12 protein-coding genes are annotated in these 17,288 nt (G+C 64.7%); 4 read left to right on the top strand and 8 right to left on the bottom strand.

Going from position 1 to position 17,288, the window contains the following annotated elements; translation table 11 throughout:
• Positions 1–3: 3 nt before the first annotated feature.
• Positions 4–306, bottom strand: a complete 303-nt coding sequence (locus ASF04_RS23240; protein WP_056147058.1) for a PsiF family protein — start codon at positions 304–306, stop codon at positions 4–6.
• Between the two features lie 2 nt (positions 307–308).
• On the opposite strand from ASF04_RS23240, the gene ASF04_RS27965 reads away from it, so the two are divergent.
• A complete protein-coding gene (locus ASF04_RS27965; RefSeq protein WP_200931135.1) occupies positions 309–635 on the top strand; it encodes a hypothetical protein in 327 nt (108 codons plus the stop codon).
• On the opposite strand, the gene ASF04_RS23245 is transcribed toward ASF04_RS27965, so the two are convergent.
• The 5 genes from ASF04_RS23245 to ASF04_RS23265 form a co-directional block, all read right to left on the bottom strand.
• Positions 619–1,296, bottom strand: a complete 678-nt coding sequence (locus ASF04_RS23245; protein WP_056147060.1) for a type 1 glutamine amidotransferase domain-containing protein — start codon at positions 1,294–1,296, stop codon at positions 619–621. The two genes, ASF04_RS27965 and ASF04_RS23245, sit on opposite strands and share 17 nt — an antisense overlap.
• A gap of 37 nt (positions 1,297–1,333) precedes the next feature.
• Complete coding sequence (locus ASF04_RS23250; RefSeq protein ID WP_056147062.1) at positions 1,334–2,491, bottom strand: iron-containing alcohol dehydrogenase; 1,158 nt, start codon at positions 2,489–2,491, stop codon at positions 1,334–1,336.
• A gap of 61 nt (positions 2,492–2,552) precedes the next feature.
• Positions 2,553–3,173 (bottom strand): TetR/AcrR family transcriptional regulator, encoded by a 621-nt coding sequence (locus ASF04_RS23255; RefSeq protein WP_056147065.1) that lies wholly within the window; start codon positions 3,171–3,173, stop codon positions 2,553–2,555.
• Between the two features lie 54 nt (positions 3,174–3,227).
• Positions 3,228–3,635: a nucleoside diphosphate kinase regulator gene (rnk, locus tag ASF04_RS23260; RefSeq protein WP_019923287.1), complete on the bottom strand. Its 408-nt coding sequence runs from the start codon at positions 3,633–3,635 to the stop codon at positions 3,228–3,230.
• A 306-nt stretch (positions 3,636–3,941) separates the two neighbouring features.
• On the bottom strand, positions 3,942–6,491 hold the full coding sequence (locus ASF04_RS23265) for a prolyl oligopeptidase family serine peptidase (RefSeq protein WP_056147066.1): 2,550 nt from the start codon (positions 6,489–6,491) through the stop codon (positions 3,942–3,944).
• A gap of 322 nt (positions 6,492–6,813) precedes the next feature.
• On the opposite strand from ASF04_RS23265, the gene ASF04_RS23270 reads away from it, so the two are divergent.
• Together ASF04_RS23270 and ASF04_RS23275 are read left to right on the top strand one after the other, a co-directional pair.
• Entirely contained in the window at positions 6,814–9,654 is a 2,841-nt protein-coding gene (locus tag ASF04_RS23270; RefSeq protein ID WP_056147069.1) for a hypothetical protein, read from the top strand.
• Between the two features lie 26 nt (positions 9,655–9,680).
• A complete protein-coding gene (locus tag ASF04_RS23275; protein WP_056147070.1) occupies positions 9,681–11,558 on the top strand; it encodes a glycoside hydrolase family 2 protein in 1,878 nt (625 codons plus the stop codon).
• On the opposite strand, the gene ASF04_RS23280 is transcribed toward ASF04_RS23275, so the two are convergent.
• Together ASF04_RS23280 and ASF04_RS23285 are read right to left on the bottom strand one after the other, a co-directional pair.
• Positions 11,559–13,076, bottom strand: coding sequence for a BCCT family transporter (locus ASF04_RS23280; RefSeq protein WP_056147072.1), 1,518 nt, complete (start codon positions 13,074–13,076; stop codon positions 11,559–11,561).
• A gap of 107 nt (positions 13,077–13,183) precedes the next feature.
• Positions 13,184–15,235: a S9 family peptidase gene (locus ASF04_RS23285; protein WP_082488968.1), complete on the bottom strand. Its 2,052-nt coding sequence runs from the start codon at positions 15,233–15,235 to the stop codon at positions 13,184–13,186.
• A 322-nt stretch (positions 15,236–15,557) separates the two neighbouring features.
• Here ASF04_RS23285 and ASF04_RS23290 point away from each other — a divergent pair, with 322 nt between their 5' ends.
• Positions 15,558–17,204, top strand: a complete 1,647-nt coding sequence (locus ASF04_RS23290; protein ID WP_056147074.1) for a methyl-accepting chemotaxis protein — start codon at positions 15,558–15,560, stop codon at positions 17,202–17,204.
• The last annotated feature ends 84 nt before the right edge of the window (positions 17,205–17,288 follow it).

Here is a 17,288-nt window from a genome sequence, read left to right on the forward strand (position 1 = left end):
CGCTTACCTGGCGCTCAGGCAGGCTTTCATGAACACCTTGCGTTCGTCGCCTTTTTTGCCGACGGCGTCGTTATTGCACTTTTTCATCTTGTTCTGCTGGCTGAGCGGGATTTCCGGTTCGGCCGCGACGACCGGCGCCGGCTTGGCGCTCAGGCACTGCTTCATGAAAGCCTTGCGCTCATCGCCTTTCTTGCCCGTGGCTTCGGCGTTACAGGTTTTCATCTTGTTTTGCTGGGCGGTAGGCTCGGCAGCAAACGCCGCACCGCCAAACGCCAGCAGCATGCCGGTAACGAACAGCTTTTTCATGGGTGACCTCGCTCAAAAAGGGAAGCAACGGGAAGGTGCAGCCAGATCACTATACGCCGGTTGTTTATGCGTGGCAAAACATTATGCGTGTCCAGACAACGCTCAGCGGGATGAGTATTTCCGGTGCTGTGCGCGTGGTAACTTGCGGTTGCGCTGATATCCATCGCGGCAAGATCATGGACAAGAATCTCAAGACCGGCACCGTGCACCACACGTTCGTGGAATTTAACGGCAATTCCGTTCATTCCGCAAACCACCGCCGGCCCCGCCGCCAATCCGACAGCGGCGTGCAAGCCGGCCAAGCAAGGCTGATCAGGCCAGCAGCTTGAGCAGCGCCTCGGCGGCCGCTTCCGACGAAGCCGGATTCTGGCCGGTGATCAACAGGCCATCGGTGATCGCGTACGGCTGCCAGTCGCCGAGTTTCGAGTACTCGCCGCCGTTTCGCTTGAGCATGTCTTCCACCAGGAACGGCACGATATGGGTCAGGCCCACTGCCTCTTCCTCGGTGTTGGTAAAGCCGGTGACTTTCTTGCCCTTGACCAGCGGCGAGCCGTCCGGTGCCTTCACGTGGCGCAGCACGCCAGGTGCGTGGCACACGGTAGCAACCGGTTTGCCGGCGGCGATCATGGCTTCGATCAGCGCGATCGAATCGCGGCTTTCGGCCAGGTCCCACAGCGGGCCGTGACCGCCCGGGTAGAACACGGCGTCGAAATCTTCCGCTTTCACGTCAGCCAGTTTGCCGGTATTGGCGAGTACGGCTTGCGCCTCCGGGTCGGCCTTGAAGCGCTTGGTCGCTTCCGTTTGCGCATCGGGTTCGTCGCTTTTCGGGTCGAGCGGCGGCTGGCCGCCGGCTGGCGACACCACCGTCAGCTTGGCGCCGGCGTTTTTCAGCGTGTAATAAGGTGCGGCGAATTCTTCCAGCCAGAAACCGGTTTTTTTGCCGGTGTCGCCCAGTTGGTCGTGCGAGGTCAGTACCATCAGAATGTTCATTGTGTGTCCTTGGTCGTGAATGGGTTGGTGGGGTGGTTCAGAGTGCTGCTTGCAAAATCTGGCGGCTGCGCGCCAGGTCGATATCGCGGTGCTCGCCGAGCGCGGTCATGCCGTGCGCTTGTAACTGTTTCAGGACCGCTTCCACGGCGTCGTCGCCCAGCTGGTAGGCGGACAGGCGGGTAGGAATGCCGAGGCCCTCGAAGAAGGCGCGGGTGCGGGCGATGGCGGCGTCGATGCGCTGGTCGTCGGTGCCTTCGTTGATGCCCCACACGCGTTCGCCAAACTGTAGCAGCTTGCCGCGTTTTTGCTCGCGCTGTACATCGAGCAGGGCGGGCAGCACCAGGGCCAGGGTGCGGGCGTGGTCGATGTCGTACAGGGCGGTCAGTTCATGGCCGATCATGTGGGTGGCCCAGTCCTGCGGTACGCCGGCGCCGATCAGGCCGTTCAGCGCCAGGGTGGCGGTCCACATCAGGTTGGCGCGGGTTTCGTAATCGTCCGGGGTGGCCACCGCCTGCGGGGCGATTTCCACCAGGGTTTGCAGCAAGCCTTCGGCAAAGCGGTCCTGCACTTTGGCATTGACCGGGTAGGTCAGGTATTGCTCGGTGGTGTGGACGAAGGCATCGACCAGGCCATTGGCGACCTGGCTGGTCGGCAGCGTAAACGTCTTGCGCGGATCGAGGATGGAAAACGCCGGGAACAGCAGCGCATGGCGGAAGGCCAGCTTGGACTGGGTGGCCTTGTGCGTGACCACGCCGCCGTTGTTCATCTCGGAACCGGTGGCCGGCAAGGTCAATACCGAGCCGAAGGGCAGGGCGCGTTGCACGTTGGCGCCGCCTTGCCGGGCGATGTCCCATGGCTCGCCGTCGAACAAGGCGGCGGCAGCCACGAACTTGGTGCCGTCGATGACGGAACCGCCACCGACTGCCAGCAGGAAGTCGATTTTTTCTTCGCGCACCAGGTGGACCGCGCGCATCAGGGTTTCATAGCTGGGGTTCGGTTCGATGCCGCCGAACTCGCGCACGGTGCGTTCGCCCAGGGCGGTGCGCACTTCGGCCAGGGTGCCGGTTTTTTCGGCACTGGCGCCGCCGAACAGGATCAGCACGCGGGCGTCAACGGGGACCAGGGTGGCGAGCTTGCCGACGGTGTCGGCGCCGAAGACGATCTTGGTCGGGTTATGGAATTCAAAATTTTTCATGGATAGCTCCTTGTTATTAGACTGGTCGTCTAGAGTCTGTGTCAAAAAAACGCGGACGACATCATCCGCGCAGGGGATACGATGCTGGCGCCAGGTGCAGCAGGTCCAGCGTGGCGTGCCAGGCCGAATTCAACGCACTCGGCTCGCGCCGCAGCTTGGTCAGCATGGCCGCGCCCAGCCACAGCTGGTACAGCGTTTGCGCCAGGTGCTGACTGCTTGCCGGGGCAGGCAGCGAACCGTCCGTCACGCCATGCTCGATGGCAACCGCCAGGCGGGCGATGATGTGGTCGGTGCCGTCGCGCAGGGCGACCCGCATCGGCTCGGACATATCGGCCACCTCGCTGCTGAGCTTGACCACCAGGCAGCGGCAATTGCAGCTGTCGGCACTCCCGGTCGCGTCGCTGAACCAGCTGTCCCAGTAGGCCATCAGGCACTGCGCCGCCGGTTTGCCGATTTGCCCCAGCAGGCCGTCCATGTGCACCAGGTACTGCGCCACGTAATCGGCCAGCAGCGCCTCGCCAAATAATTCCTTCGACTTGAAATAATGGTAGAAGGAACCCTTGGGCACAGCCGCCGCCGTCAGGATCTCGTTCAGGCCCACGCCGGCAAAACCCTTGCGGGTGATGATGGCCTTGCCCTGGTCGAGGATGTGCTGGCGGATGTCGGTGTATTCGGCTTTCATGAAACGTAGTCTAGCACAATTAGACCAGTCGTCTAGTATTTTCTTTGGCGCACTTCAGCGGAAGATTTCGCCGGCGCGTTCCGGCTGGTAGGGAATATCGACGATGCGCAGGCTGGTGGTCTGGCCGTCGGCCAGGGGCCAGTCGATGCGATCGCCCACGGACAGGCCCAGCAGCGCGGTGCCGATCGGGGTCAGGATCGAGATGCCGTCATCGAGTTCGGCCATGTCTTTCGGGTACGCCAGGGTCAGGCACAGTTGCTGCGGTGGCTGTTCGATGTCGAACCGCACCTGCGAGCGCATGGTGACCACGTTCGGTGGCATTTGCTCCGGCTCCACGACCCTGGCGCGGCCCAGTTCCGCCAGCAGGCGGGCGTTGGCATTGGCGGTGGCGATGGGCAAGGCGTCGAACAACGCTTCCAGGCGTTCGATGTCGAGCGACGAGACGGTAATCTGAGGATGCATGATGGCTCCAGTTTATTAAGGGGCGTGCGTGGGTGATCCGGTGGACCTGTGTCCACGGGCGGTCTTGCGGTCGAGCGGGGGCGGTGAGGTGGCTCGGCAGGCAGGTGAACCGGAAGGTTCTTGCTTACCGAGCGACGAAAAGGCGGGCGAGGTCCCTGGCCGGCACGGCAAAGCGTGCGGCCGCAGGCAACGCATTCCGGGACGGAGACGTGCGGTTGCAGTGGACAGGGAGGCGCGGGGTGTTCATGGGAAGAGTATATACCGTTTCCCGCCCCGGATGAACCGGGACGGGATCTGCCGCAAACCTTAGTTGGCTGCGGCGCTGGCAGGTGCAGCCGCCGGTGCGTTCTTCACGTACTTGTCGAACCAGCGCAGCATTTCATATACCAGCTGTTCGTTCGACTCGCGCGCTGCGTACCAGTGCGGCTCGTGCGGCAGCATCACCAGGCGGGTGACGCCTCCGTTGCCGCGGATCGCCTCGTACAGCTTGGTCGATTGCAGCGGCGTGGTGCCCGGGTTGGCGTCGTCGCCGCCGTGCACGATCAACAGTGGCGTCTTGAGCTTGTCGGCGTAGAAGAAGGTCGAAACCTTGGTGTATACGTCCGGCGCTTCCCATACCGAGCGGCGCTCGTTCTGGAAGCCGAATGGCGTGAGCGACTTGTTGTACGAGCCGCTGGTGGCCGCGCCGGCGCGGAACAGGTCCGAGTGCGCCAGCAGGTTGGCGGTCATCAGGGCGCCGTGGCTATGGCCGGTCACGCCCACGCGGGCCGGATCGGTCACGCCCAGGCGCACCGCTTCGTCCACCGCCGCCTTGGCGTTGGCTACCAGCTGCTCGGTGTACGTGTCGTACGCCTTGCGCGGGTCGCCCACGATCGGGAAGGCAGCGCTGTCGATGATGGCGTAGCCCGACAGCAGCAGCAGGCGGTACTGGCGCAGGCGGGTGAACGTCGCTTGCGAACCGGTGGTCTGGCCGGCCTGCGAGGCGTCAGCGTAGTCGAGCGGGTAGGCGTTGAGGATGGTCGGCAGGCGCGTGCCTTCCTTGTAGCCGGGCGGCGTGTACAGCGTGAACGACAGATCGACGCCATCGGCGCGCTTGTACTTCACCAGGCGCTTCTGGATCTCGCGCACTTGTGGCGCGGTGTCCTTCAGGTGCGTCAGTGGTGCGCTCGACGAATCGAACGCCGCTTCGCCCTTGGCCGCGCCGGCCGCTGGTGCGCCCACGGTGCGCAGCAGCGCGTTCGGGGTGTCGGTAGTGGACTGGTACCAGGTCAGCAGGCGACGGGTATCGTTGCCGGCAAAGCCGATGAACTGTTCATACGAGGTTTTACCGCTGCGGAACAGGCGCTCCGACTGCTGCGTGCCCAGGCTGAATTTGTCGAGGAACGGACGGTCGCCATCGGGCGACGAGCCCATGCCCGACAGGTAGATGGTGTCGCCGTCCTGGCGGATGACCCACGAACCGTTGGCCAGCTGGCGGCGTACCGGGTTGCCCGGATTCGCATATTTTTCGTCGGCCGACATATCCCACACCAGGCGGCGCGAGTTTTTCGCGTCATCGACGTTGAGCTGCCAGGTGCGGCGCCATTTGCGGTTGACGTCGTAGTCGCTCAGCAGCGCGGTGCCGGCGTTTTCGCTCCAGGACAGGCCGGCGTAACGCTGCTCGGTGCGGGTGATTTCCACCGGCGCGCCGGTGAACGGCGCCTTCAGTATGACCAGCTTGTCGCGCTCGGCCGCTTTCACTTTCGGATCGCCGCCATCGAGCGCCTCGGCCCACACCAGCGTGGCCGCGTCGGTCGGACGCCAGGTGAAGTTGCGCGGGCCGGTCGGCACGCCGCGATTCGGTACGCGGTCGGCCAGCGGCAGCGCGGCGATTTCACGCACGACCGGGTTGGCGCCCGGTTTCACGCTGCGCAGGTCCCACAGGTCGATCTGCTTGGGGAAGCGGTCGAAGGTGGTCACGTACGAGTACGGCGGACGGATTTCGGTGACCACCACGTGGCGGCTGTCCGGCGCCACGCTCAGCTCTTCGTACAGGCCCGGTTTGCCGACATTGGTAATCTTGCCGGTGGCGGCATCGACCAGCGCCAGTTGCGAGGTGCCGTAGTAGTTGAACAGCGATTCGTCGTAGCGGTTGCGCAGCGTGTCGCGGTTTTCATAGGTGCTGCTCTGGCCGGTGCCGCCGATCGATTCCTGGATGCCGGGGCCGGCCGAGCCGGGAGCTTCCACCGGCGGGGCCTTGTTGCCGGTGACCAGTTTGACCAGCAGGGTTTTCTGGTCGGGCATCCATTGCACCTGGTCGCCGAACATCTGGTTCAGGCGTACGCCAGGCAGGCGGCGCACGGCGCCGGTTTTGGCGTCGCCCACCCACAGCTCGACCGCTGCGGTGGTGATGTTTTCAAACGCAAAGCGCTGGCCGTCGGCGCTCCAGACCGGGCGGCGCGGGCAGGCGTCGGCCGGCAGCTTGACGGCGGTTTGCTTGCCGTCGGTAACCTGCACCAGGTCGATCGCGCTCACGCACGGTGGAATCCCGTACCCGCCCGGGGTATCGTGCTGGCTGTGGTTGCCCGGCTCGATACGCACGCCGGCCAGGCGCAGGAACGGCGTGGCCACCTTGGCGATCGACGGGAAGTCCTGCATGGTGACGAGCATCAGCTTGTCGCGGGTGGGGCTCAGCGATGGCACCGGCGGTGGCGGCGCGCGCATGACGTCGAGGATTTCCTTCGGCGGCTGGTTGTAAGCCGACGCGGTGGCAGCGCTGGCTGGCGTTGCGGTGGTGGGCGCTGCCAGCGCGCCCGAGGTCATGCCGACTGCGAGCGTGGTGCTCACGAGGCCGCGCAACAAGTGTTTACCCTGCATGGTGTTTCTCCATTTTTTATCGAACTTATTTAACGAACTGAATCGTCGAACTGCCTCGATGCGCCGGCAGGATCGCCGCCCGCGCATGTGCAGCGGAACATTAGGCCATGAAAATATTTCATCGGCAATATCAAAGCTCCGTGAGAAATCTTTTGCTACAAATCTCTTCTTCGAGGTAGCACGCCAGCAACGCTTTATCGCCCTACATCTGCCGGGTGACTAAAAGTGTGCAAGCTTGTGATTATTTGGCGCGGTAATGATCACCGTCGGCACAGCAGCCCTATACTCGCTTTAATACTAATATTTCAGCGAGACACGTTCCATGACGACCTTCATTACGTCGCGCCGGCAGTTCATGCAGTCGGCCGCCAGTGCCGCCGTGGTGTCCACTTTGCCGTCGCTGGCGCTGGCCGCCACCGCCAACGATGGCAGCAAGCCGCGGCCGGTGGCCGACACCGTGCTGCGCTGGCTGGACGGCGTGGCGCCGGCCCGGTTTGACGGCGCCACGCTGGGCGTGCCGTGGCCGCGCGGCACCCTGCGCGTACCCGCCAAGGGAGTGTTGCAACTGCGCCTGGCGGGCGCCGGCGCACCGGCCGTGCAATCGTGGCCGCTGGCGTACTGGCCCGATGGTTCGTTGAAATGGACCGCGCACGCGGTGGCGGCCAGTGCGCAAAGTGCCGGCGGCTCCGCTACCGCGAGTGTGGGTGCTGGTACTGCGGCGGCCGGCGTTCCGGCGGCCGGCGCACCGGCGGCCGGCAGTGCTGCCGAGGCCTGGCGCCTGGAGGCCGGCGCACCGGCAGCGGTTGCCGGCGCGGTAGCGGTCAGGCAGACCACCGCCCTGATCACCGTCACCGTCGGCCCCACCGTGTGGACCGTGCCGACCAGTGGCGAACACCTGATCGCCTCCGCCACCCGGGCCGGACGCACTATCGTGCAGGACGTGAAACTGCTGGCGCTGCGCCAGGACGGGCCGGAACCCGACGAAACCGGAACGGTAACCCGCCAGCGTTATACCAGCCGCGTGGAGCAGGTGACGGTCGAGCAGACCGGCCCCGTGCGCGCCACGCTCAAGCTCGACGGCAAACACAGTGGCAACGGGCGCGACTGGCTGCCATTCTCGGTCCGCCTGTATTTTTATGCCGGCGCCGAGAACGTGCGCATCGTCCACACCTTCATCTTCGACGGCAACGCCAAGCAGGATTTCATCGCCGGCCTGGCTGTCACCGCCAGGGTGCCGATGACGGACCCGGCATACGACCGCCACATCCGCTACGCCGGTGAGGGCATCGGCGTATGGGGCGAGGCCGTGCGGCCCGTCACCGGCCTGCGCCGCGATCCCGGCGATACGTTCCGCGCCGCGCAGGTGGCCGGCCAGGCATTGCCGCCGCTGGCCGGCATGGCCAAGCCGGTGCAGGACGGCATGCAGTGGATCCCGCAGTGGAACGATTTTTCGTTCACGCAGCTCAGCGCCGACGGTTTCATCCTGCGCAAGCGCACGGCTGCCGGCCAGGCCTGGATCGATGTCAATGGCGGCACGTGCAGCAAGGGCCTGGCCTACGTGGGCGGCGCTTCTGGCGGCGTGGCGCTGGGCCTGCGCGACTTCTGGCAGCGCGCCACCACCCGCCTCGATGTACGCAACGCTGCCGGCGACATGGCCGACATCACCGCCTGGCTGTACTCGCCGTCGGCGCCAGCGCTCGACATGCGGCCGTACCGCGCCGTCAACGGCATGGACACGCACGACAAGCAGATCGCCGGCCTGAACATCATCTACGAGGATTACGAAGAAGGCTGGGACTCGGCCACCGGCGTGGCCCGCACCAGTGAGCTGCAACTGTGGGCCTTGAGCACCACGCCATCGCACGATGCGTTTTCGCACATGGCTGAGCAGGTGGCCAATCCGGCGCGCCTGGTGCTGGCGCCCGAGCGCATCCACCAGTGCGCCGTGTTCGGCGACTGGGACGTGGTCGATACCGGCACGCCGGGCCGGCGCCTGCTCGAAGACAAGCTGTCCGCGCAACTGGACCAGTACCTGCGCGAAGTGGAGCAGCACCGCTGGTACGGCTTCTGGAATTACGGCGACGTGATGCACGCCTACGACAACGACCGCCACATGTGGCGCTACGATATCGGCGGCTACGCCTGGGACAACTCGGAACTGTCCACCGACCTGTGGCTGTGGTACAGCTACCTGCGCACCGGCCGCGCCGACCTGTTCCGCATGGCCGAGGCGATGACGCGCCACACCGGCGAGGTCGATGTGTATCACCTGGGGCCCTTCAAGGGTTTCGGCACGCGCCACGGCGTGCAGCACTGGTCCGATTCGTCGAAGCAGCCGCGGGTATCGAATGCCGCCTATCGCCGCATCTATTATTTCCTCACCGCCGACGAACGCGCCGGTGACCTGATGCGCGAACTGCTCGATTCCGACGCCGACCTGCACAAGGTCGATATCTCGCGCAAGCTGGCGCCCAATGCCGCCCGCGCCGCACCGGACGGCATGATCAATGCGTCGTTCGGCACCGTGTGGGGTTCGCTGATCGCGGCCTGGCTGGCCGAGTGGGAGCGCACCGGCGACACGCGCTGGCGCGACAAGATCGTCAACGGCATGCAGACCATCGGCGGCCTCAAACGCGGCTGGTTCGCCTCGGCCGCGCCGTACGACCCGAAGACCGGCAAGTTCGGCGGCGCCGGCGACTATGTCCAGTTCTCGAATCTGAACGGCGTGTTCGGCGTGGTGGAAATGAATTCGGAACTGCTGGCGCTGGTGGACGTGCCGGCCTACCGCAAGACCTGGCTCGCCTACTGCCGCGCCTACAACGCGCCGAAAGAAGACCTGGTGGCGCTGCTGGGCCGAGATCCGGGCGGACGTGGCATGACCAACACCAATTCGCGCATGACCGCCTACGCCGCCTACCACGAACGTGACCGCGCGCTGGCGCTGCGCACCTGGCGCGAATTCTTCGGCAACGACTTCGCCAGGAACGCCCCCCGCGACGCGACGCGCCGCATCGACGGCACCGCCACCCTGCGCCCGCTCAACGAGCAGCCCGACATCAGCACCAACGGCTCGGCGCAATGGGGGCTGGCGGCGATCCAGAACATGGCGCTGGTCGGCGATAGCCTCGACGAAGCGGCCCGCGCGGCCGGCCTGTTACGCTAACGATTAACGAGATTTATTTGACGACCATGAGAAAAATCCTTATCACTCTGTGCCTGGTACTCCACTTCGGACCGGCCGCTGCTGCGGCCACCGCAACGCCGTCAACCACCCACGCCGACCTGCGCCCGGCCGTGCTGCTGACCTCCTCGCAGTCGCGCGACAGCCAGGATTTATCGGGCCAGTGGACCTATTCGAAAGACCTGTATCGCACCGGTCTGAACGACATCAACGGCTGGGTGGCCAAGTCGCGCATGCAGCGCTACCGCGACATCGACATCGCCGCCCAGGAAGCCAAGGGCGGCGTCGAGTTCTTCGAATTCGACCTCGATCGCAGCGCGCAGATGAACATTCCCGGCGCCTGGAACGCGGCCACGCCCACCTTGCGCTACTACGATGGCCTGGTCTGGTTCCAGCGCAAGTTCAATGCGCGCAAGGAGCAGGGCAAGCGCGCCTTCCTGCGCTTCGAGGCGGTCAACTACCGCGCTTACGTGTACCTGAACGGCAAGGAAATCGGCCGCCACGAAGGCGGCTTCACGCCGTTCGTGCTGGAAGTGACCGACGCCCTGCGCGCCGGCGACAACCGCCTGACCGTCGGCGTCGATTCCACCCACGACGCGCAAACCATTCCCACCCCGATCACCGACTGGGACCTGTACGGCGGCATCACGCGCCCGGTACGCCTGATCACCACGCCCGCCACCTTTATCGACGACGCCACCGTGAGCCTGGGCCTGGACGGCCGCATCACCGGCGCCGTGCAGCTGCAAGGCGCGCAAGCGGCCGGGCAGGTGGTCAAAGTGGCGATCGGCGACCTGGCCACCGCCAGCGCCACCACCGACGCCACCGGCCGCGCCGTATTCGCGCTGGCCGCGCCGGGCAAGCTGCAACGCTGGTCGCCCGACAGTCCGAAGCTGTACGACGTGCGCTTTTCCACCGCGACCGATGCCATCCGCGACCGTATCGGTTTCCGCACCATCGCCGTCAAGGGCAACGAGATTCTGCTCAACGGCAAACCAATCTTCCTGCGCGGTATCTCGCTGCACGAAGAGGAGTTCGGATCGAACCCAGCGCGCAACATGACCGAACAGGCGTCGCGCGCGCTCCTCAACGAGATCAAGCACGGCTTGAATGGCAACTACGTGCGCCTGTCGCACTACCCGCACTCGGAAACCACGCTGCGCCTGGCCGACGAAATCGGCTTGCTGGTCTGGAGCGAAATTCCCGTGTACTGGACCGTCGATTGGGAAAACCCGGCCGTGCTGCACAAGGCCCTGGTGATGCAGGCCGAAACGATTTACCGCGACCGCAACCGCGCCGCTGTCGTGATGTGGAGCGTGGGTAACGAGACCCCGGTATCGCCCGCACGCACCGCCTTCCACAGCGCCATGGCAGATAACGTGCGCGCGCTCGATCCAACGCGCCTGGTCAGCGCGGCGCTGCTGGTCGAGCGCCACAAGGTGAACGGTGTAGAAGTCACGGAAATCCAGGACCCGCTGGCCGACAAGCTCGACGTGCTGGCCGTAAACACCTACGTCGGCTGGTACGGCGGCGACACGCTCGATGCGTTGCCCAACCTGAAATGGAAGCTGCCCACCGACCGGCCGCTGATCCTGTCCGAATTCGGCGCCGACGCGCTGGCCGGCTACCGCAACGACGGCATGAAGAAATTCACCGAGGAGTACCAGGCCGAGTACTACCGCCAGACCCTGGCGCTGGCCGAAAAGCTGCCGTCCCTGCGCGGGCTGTCGCCGTGGATCCTGAAAGACTTCCAGTCGCCACGGCGCGAACACCCGGTGTTCCAGAACGGCTGGAACCGCAAGGGCCTGATGTCGGAAACCGGCGTGCGCAAGCAGGCGTTTGGCGTGCTGGCCGATTACTACAACCGCAAGGCAGGTACCAAATAATTATTTGGACACCATCTGCCGTACCTTGCGCCGCAACTCCTTCTCGCGCCGGTCTTCGGCGATCCAGTCCTCGCGCATGGCGCGGTACAGCGATACCGCCATCATGACGATCACCAGCGAGAAGGGCAGCGCGAACAGGATGGTGGCCGTTTGCACCGCCTTCAGGCCGCCGGCGAGCAGCAGGCTGATGGCGATGCCCGCCACCAGCACGCCCCACATCACCTTGCTGCGGGCGGTGGGGTTCGGGTTCCCCCTGGCGCTCATCATGCCAAGCACCAGCACCGCCGAGTCGCCGGAGGTGACAAAGAAAATCACCACCAGCGCGGTGGCCACCACCGACATGATGGCGCCGAACGGCATGGCGTTAAACATGGTAAACAGCGCGGTGGACATATCGTCCTTGACAGCTTCTGCCAGCGGCACATGCTGCCAGATTTCCATGTACAGCGCGGTGCCGCCGAAGATCGAGAACCAGATGAACGCGGCCAGCGACGGCGCCAGCACGGTGCCGAGGATGAATTCGCGGATGGTGCGCCCGCGCGAGACGCGCGCGATGAACAACCCAACGAACGGCGACCACGAAATCCACCAGGCCCAGTAAAAGATGGTCCAGGTGCCGACCCAGGTGCTGTCGCGGAACGGCGTGGCGCGCAAGCTCATGCGCACGATATCGTTGACGTAACTTCCCAGCGAGTTGGTGAGCGTGTCGATGATGGCCACGGTGGGACCGAGGATGAACACGGCCAGCGCCAGCACGCCAGCCATGATCATGTTGGCATTGGAGAGCAGCTTGACCCCCTTTTCCACGCCGCTCACCGCCGAGGCGATGAACATGCACGACGTGACGATGATGATCAGCACCTGGTTGCCATCGCTGATGTCGATGCCGAAGACCGCGTGCATGCCGCTGTTGATCTGCAGCGCCCCCACGCCCAGCGACGCGGCCACGCCGAATGCCGTGGCCACCACGGCGATGCCGTTGACCAGCGGCGAGAGCTGCTGCACGAAGCGCCACGGAAGCGCCTCGGTGACGGTGCTGATCAACGCGGTGCCGTTGCGGCGGTACTGGAAAAAGGCGATCGACAGCGCGACGATGGCGTACACGGCCCACGGGTGCACGCCCCAGTGGAAGAACACGTAGCGCATGGCGGCGTTGGCCGCTTCCGGGGTGCCGGATACCACGCCCGGCGGCGCCGAGCTGTAATGCGAGATCGGCTCGGCCACGCCCCAGAACACCAGGCCGATGCCCATGCCGGCAGCAAACAGCATCGAGAACCAGCTGACCACGGAAAACTCGGGTTCTTCATCTTCGCCACCGAGTTTGAGGTTGCCATAGCGGCTGAAGGCGGTGCACACGGCGAAAATCACCAGGCCCAGCACCACCCATAAATACAGCCAGCCGAAGTTGCGGGTGACGGCAGCGAGCAGGGTGTCGAACACCGCCGCCATGTGGTCGGGGGCGAGCACGCCCCACAGCACCACGCACAGGATAAATCCTGCGGAAAACAAGGTTTGCATGCGTTTCTCCGTGGAGCACCGGCATCCACGGCGGATGCCTCTCCAGTTATTCTACATGCAACAAATTTCCCTTGCTTTTCCGCATGAATTAACTGTTTCGTAACTATTTATTTCAGCGCTTCCACCAGCCCCGGTGCAAACTCGGCGCCATATTTCACCTGCGCGGTGGACGCCTTGATGGTGCCGCCGATCGGCTCGGCGCGCCCGCCCAGGCACTTGCCGAGGAAGTTTTCGGTCACCGCGTTGAAGGCGATATTGTTGACCGGCCGGGCAAAGCCGTGGCCTTCGTCCGGGAACTCCACGTACGTCACCGGAATGTTCTTGGCCTTCATCGCATCGACGATCTGCACCGACTCGCGCACATTCACACGCGGGTCGTTGGCGCCCTGGCCGATCAGCAGCGGACGCTGGATGTCGGCGGCGAAGTTGAGCGGCGAGCGTTCCTTGAGCAGTGCGCGGCCTTCCTCGGTGGTGGGGTCGCCCATGCGCTTGTAGAACTGCTGCTTGCCCGCTTCCCAGTACGGCGGGATGGTTTGCAGCAGCGTAAACAGGTTCGACGGCCCCACGATATCGACACCGCAGGCAAACGTGGTGGGCGTGAACGCCAGCCCGGCCAGCGTGGCATAGCCGCCGTACGATCCGCCCATGATGGCCACCTTGTCGCTGGTGGTGATGCCGCTCTTGACCGCCCAGTCCACCGCGTCGATCAGGTCGTCGTGCATCTTGCGGCCCCATTGCAGGTCGGCCGCCGAGATGAAATTCTTGCCGAAGCCGGTCGAGCCGCGGTAGTTCACCGACAGCACCGCGTAGCCGCGATTGGCCAGCCACTGGTGGTAGCTGTTGTAGCCGTAGCGGTCGCGCGCCCACGGGCCGCCGTGCACCATCAGCACCAGCGGCACCGGCTTGCCGGCGCGGCCGGTGCCGTTGGCATCGACCGACTTGGGCAGGGTCAGGTACGACACCAGCGTCAGGCCGTCGCGCGCCTTGATTTCCTGCGGATGCATGGCGGCCAGCGGCGCGCCTTCGAGTTCGGGCCGGCTCACGTACAACTTGCTGAGCTTCTTGGCCTTGCGGTCGTACAGCCAGGTGGACGAGGGCGCGGTGACCGGATCGACCGTGATCAGCCACTTGTCGTCGGCCTCGTTGCGCGAGCTGACGAAGAACTGGCCCTCGATGTTTTTCTTCAGGTACGCCAGGTCGGCCTTCAGTGCGTCGGTGAGCGGCACGTATTCCTGTTTCAGGTAATCGACGCCGTAGGCCAGCACGCGGCCGGTGCGCTTGTCGAGCAGGGCGTTGGAGATGTCGGCGCGCGGATCTTCGGCCACCACGGTGGTCTTGCCGCTGGCAACGTCCTGGGCCAGCAGCGCCGACGTATTGCGGTTGCGCGAGTCGGTCCAGTACAAGGTCTTGCCATCGGTAGTAAAGCCCAGCGGCGCCGTGGTCTGCGAATCGTCGAGTCCCACTTCGGTCACCGGCGTGGTCTCGATCTTGCCATCGACGATGCGGTAATAGGTGGCGCCGCCGTCGGCGCGCGCCTTGATGGTCAGGCGCAGCTTGAGCTGTTCGTCGGCCAGGAAGCCGGCGTAGCCGTCGTTCTGCTGCACCAGCGTCAGCTTGCCGGTTTTCAGGTCGAGGCTGTGGACGTCGTGCCACTTCGGATCGCGGTTGTTGATGCCGATCAGGATGCGGTCCTTGACCTTGCTGCTGATGTTGACGATCTGCACCCGGGTTTTCTCGAACGGCGTGTAGTTGGTCTGCTTGCCCGAGACGACATCGACGCCATACAACAGGAAGTTTTCATCGCCGCCCTTGTCCTGGATGAACAGCACCGTGTTCGAATCCGGCGCCCAGAAGCTGCTGCGAATCGGCCGCGATTTTTCGTCGGTGAGCGGCTTCGCCTTCGTTAAATCACTGCTGGGAGCCACCCACACATTGAGCACGCCGTCGCGCGGTGCGATCCACGAGAGCCACTTGCCGTCCGGGCTGATGTTGGCGCCGGACTTGCTGGCGTTGCCGAAGATTTTGGCGCGTTCGATCAGCGGAACCTCGGATGCTGCAGTGGTGGTCTGGGCATGGGCGGGCAGGGCGCTGGCCAGCAGCATGGTAGGAAGCAGAACTGGGAGCAGCGCAGGCAGGACTTTCAGGGCGATACGATTCATGGATACCTCGTCGAAGTGATGAAACGGTCAAACATGCCAGGTTTGCATGTGCCGATGATGGTAGCGGCAATCGCCCGTTTCGGGGAATTGATGCGATGGACGGCAGACGGCGCGGCATGAATGGCAGAAATTCGGGAACGCGATAGCGTTGTTGCGATGCAAAATAATCACCGGGATTGACTCCGCATTCATTGCGCCATGTAAATTAAATGGTTAACATCGTTTGCGTGACACCACTGGTTGTCGTGTGCTGTCACTGCTAGTCTCTGCTCCGAAATTCGCCGGAGATTCACCATAAAACCAGATCGTGCAGGGAGAAGGTATGCGTATCCAGGATCTAAAAATTGGCACCCGGCTGGGTTTGTGCTTTGCGGCAGTGTTGTTGATGATGGCCGTGCAGTCGGTGGTGTCGATCGCCCAGATCTCCGGCATCGGCAACCGCAGCGAACAGATCGTCCACGAAGACATGGCCAAGGCCGACGCCGTGGCGCTGATCGACGCCACCACCCGCGCCAACGCGCGCTACACGATGGAACTGTTCATGGCGCCGGACCAGGCTTACGCCGACCGCGTGCGCGGCCAGATCGACGCCAACAAGAAGACCATCACCGATGCCGTGGCCGTGCTCGACGCCATGATCACGCGCCCGGAAGGCAAGGCCCTGCTGGCGCAGTTCAAGAACGACCGCGCCATCTATGTGCAGGCATTTTCCAAAGTGAGCGCCTTGCTGGCCGAGGGCAAGCGTGACGAGGCGACCGAGGCGCTGCTGGGCACTACGCTGCCCGCACTCGACGCCCTGCAAGCGACCATCGGCGGGCTGGCCAAGCTGCAAAAGGCGATTGCGGCCAGCGCCATGGACGACATCGCTGCGCGCATCGCGTCCACCCGCCTGACCACCATCCTGTTGTCCGTGCTGGCTCTGGTGTGCGGCAGCGCCGGCGCCTGGCTGATCACGCGTTCGGTCACCCGCCCCATCGGCGCGGCCGTCACGCTGGCCGAGGCGGTGGCTGCCGGTGACCTGCGCACGCGCCATTACCAGCCCACGCGCGACGAAACCGGCCAGCTGCTGCACGCGCTGCACACCATGAGCGGCAGCCTGCAGCAGATTGTCGGCCGCGTGCGCGGCGGCACCGAGACCATCGCCTCGGCGTCGTCGCAGATCGCCAGCGGCAACCAGGATCTGTCGGCCCGCACCGAGCAGCAGGCCAGCGTGCTGGAAGAAACCGCGTCGTCGATGGAAGAACTCACGTCCACCGTGCGCCACAATGCCGACAACGCCCAGGAGGCGCGCCGCAAGGCGCAGACCGCGTCCGACGTGGCGGTGAAGGGAGGCGCCGTGGTCGCCAGCGTGGTCGATACCATGCAATCGATCCGCACGTCGTCGGGCAAGGTGGCCGACATCATCAGCGTGATCGACGGCATCGCCTTCCAGACCAACATCCTGGCCCTGAACGCGGCCGTGGAAGCGGCGCGCGCCGGCGAGCAGGGACGCGGCTTTGCCGTGGTGGCCACCGAGGTTCGCAACCTGGCGCACCGGTCGGCCGCCGCCGCCAAGGAAATCACCACGCTGATCAACGCCTCGGTGCAGCAGGTGGGTGAGGGCAGCGCGCTGGTGGAACAAGCCGGCCAGACCATGACCGAAGTGGTGGACAGCATCCGCGATGTCACCGTCATCATGGCCGACATCGCCGCCGCCAGCGCCGAGCAGGGCCAGGGCATCGAACAGATCAACCAGGCCGTCACCGAGATGGACACCGTCACCCAGCAAAACGCCGCGCTGGTGGAAGAAGCGGCAGCCGCCGCCGAATCGATGCAGGAACAGGCGCGCGAGCTGGCGCAGATCGTCAGCCAGTTCCAGCTCGACGATGCTGGCCGGCCGGCTGGCACGGGTGGTGGGCGTGGTGCGGTAGGTGGCGCCAGGAGCGCGGGCCGCGTGGCCGCATCGTCGCGGGTAGCGCTGCCGGCCTGACCGTGCGCAGTGGTGCTTTCCCTGCCAAACGGTAAGCTTGGCGGTGAAGTACATAGGCTAGACTCGGGTGGTACGTTTTCCACG

This window comes from Duganella sp. Leaf61 (assembly GCF_001421905.1).
Classification (GTDB): Bacteria; Pseudomonadota; Gammaproteobacteria; order Burkholderiales; family Burkholderiaceae_D; genus Rugamonas; species Rugamonas zoogloeoides.

Coding starts and splice junctions, on each gene's coding strand:
- ASF04_RS23240 (WP_056147058.1), bottom strand. CDS start 306: ATGAAAAAGCTGTTCGTTACCGGCATGCTGCTGGCGTTTGGCGGTGCG.
- ASF04_RS23245 (WP_056147060.1), bottom strand. CDS start 1,296: ATGAACATTCTGATGGTACTGACCTCGCACGACCAACTGGGCGACACC.
- ASF04_RS23250 (WP_056147062.1), bottom strand. CDS start 2,491: ATGAAAAATTTTGAATTCCATAACCCGACCAAGATCGTCTTCGGCGCC.
- ASF04_RS23255 (WP_056147065.1), bottom strand. CDS start 3,173: ATGAAAGCCGAATACACCGACATCCGCCAGCACATCCTCGACCAGGGC.
- rnk (WP_019923287.1), bottom strand. CDS start 3,635: ATGCATCCTCAGATTACCGTCTCGTCGCTCGACATCGAACGCCTGGAA.
- ASF04_RS23265 (WP_056147066.1), bottom strand. CDS start 6,491: ATGCAGGGTAAACACTTGTTGCGCGGCCTCGTGAGCACCACGCTCGCA.
- ASF04_RS23270 (WP_056147069.1), top strand. CDS start 6,814: ATGACGACCTTCATTACGTCGCGCCGGCAGTTCATGCAGTCGGCCGCC.
- ASF04_RS23275 (WP_056147070.1), top strand. CDS start 9,681: ATGAGAAAAATCCTTATCACTCTGTGCCTGGTACTCCACTTCGGACCG.
- ASF04_RS23280 (WP_056147072.1), bottom strand. CDS start 13,076: ATGCAAACCTTGTTTTCCGCAGGATTTATCCTGTGCGTGGTGCTGTGG.
- ASF04_RS23285 (WP_082488968.1), bottom strand. CDS start 15,235: ATGAATCGTATCGCCCTGAAAGTCCTGCCTGCGCTGCTCCCAGTTCTG.
- ASF04_RS23290 (WP_056147074.1), top strand. CDS start 15,558: ATGCGTATCCAGGATCTAAAAATTGGCACCCGGCTGGGTTTGTGCTTT.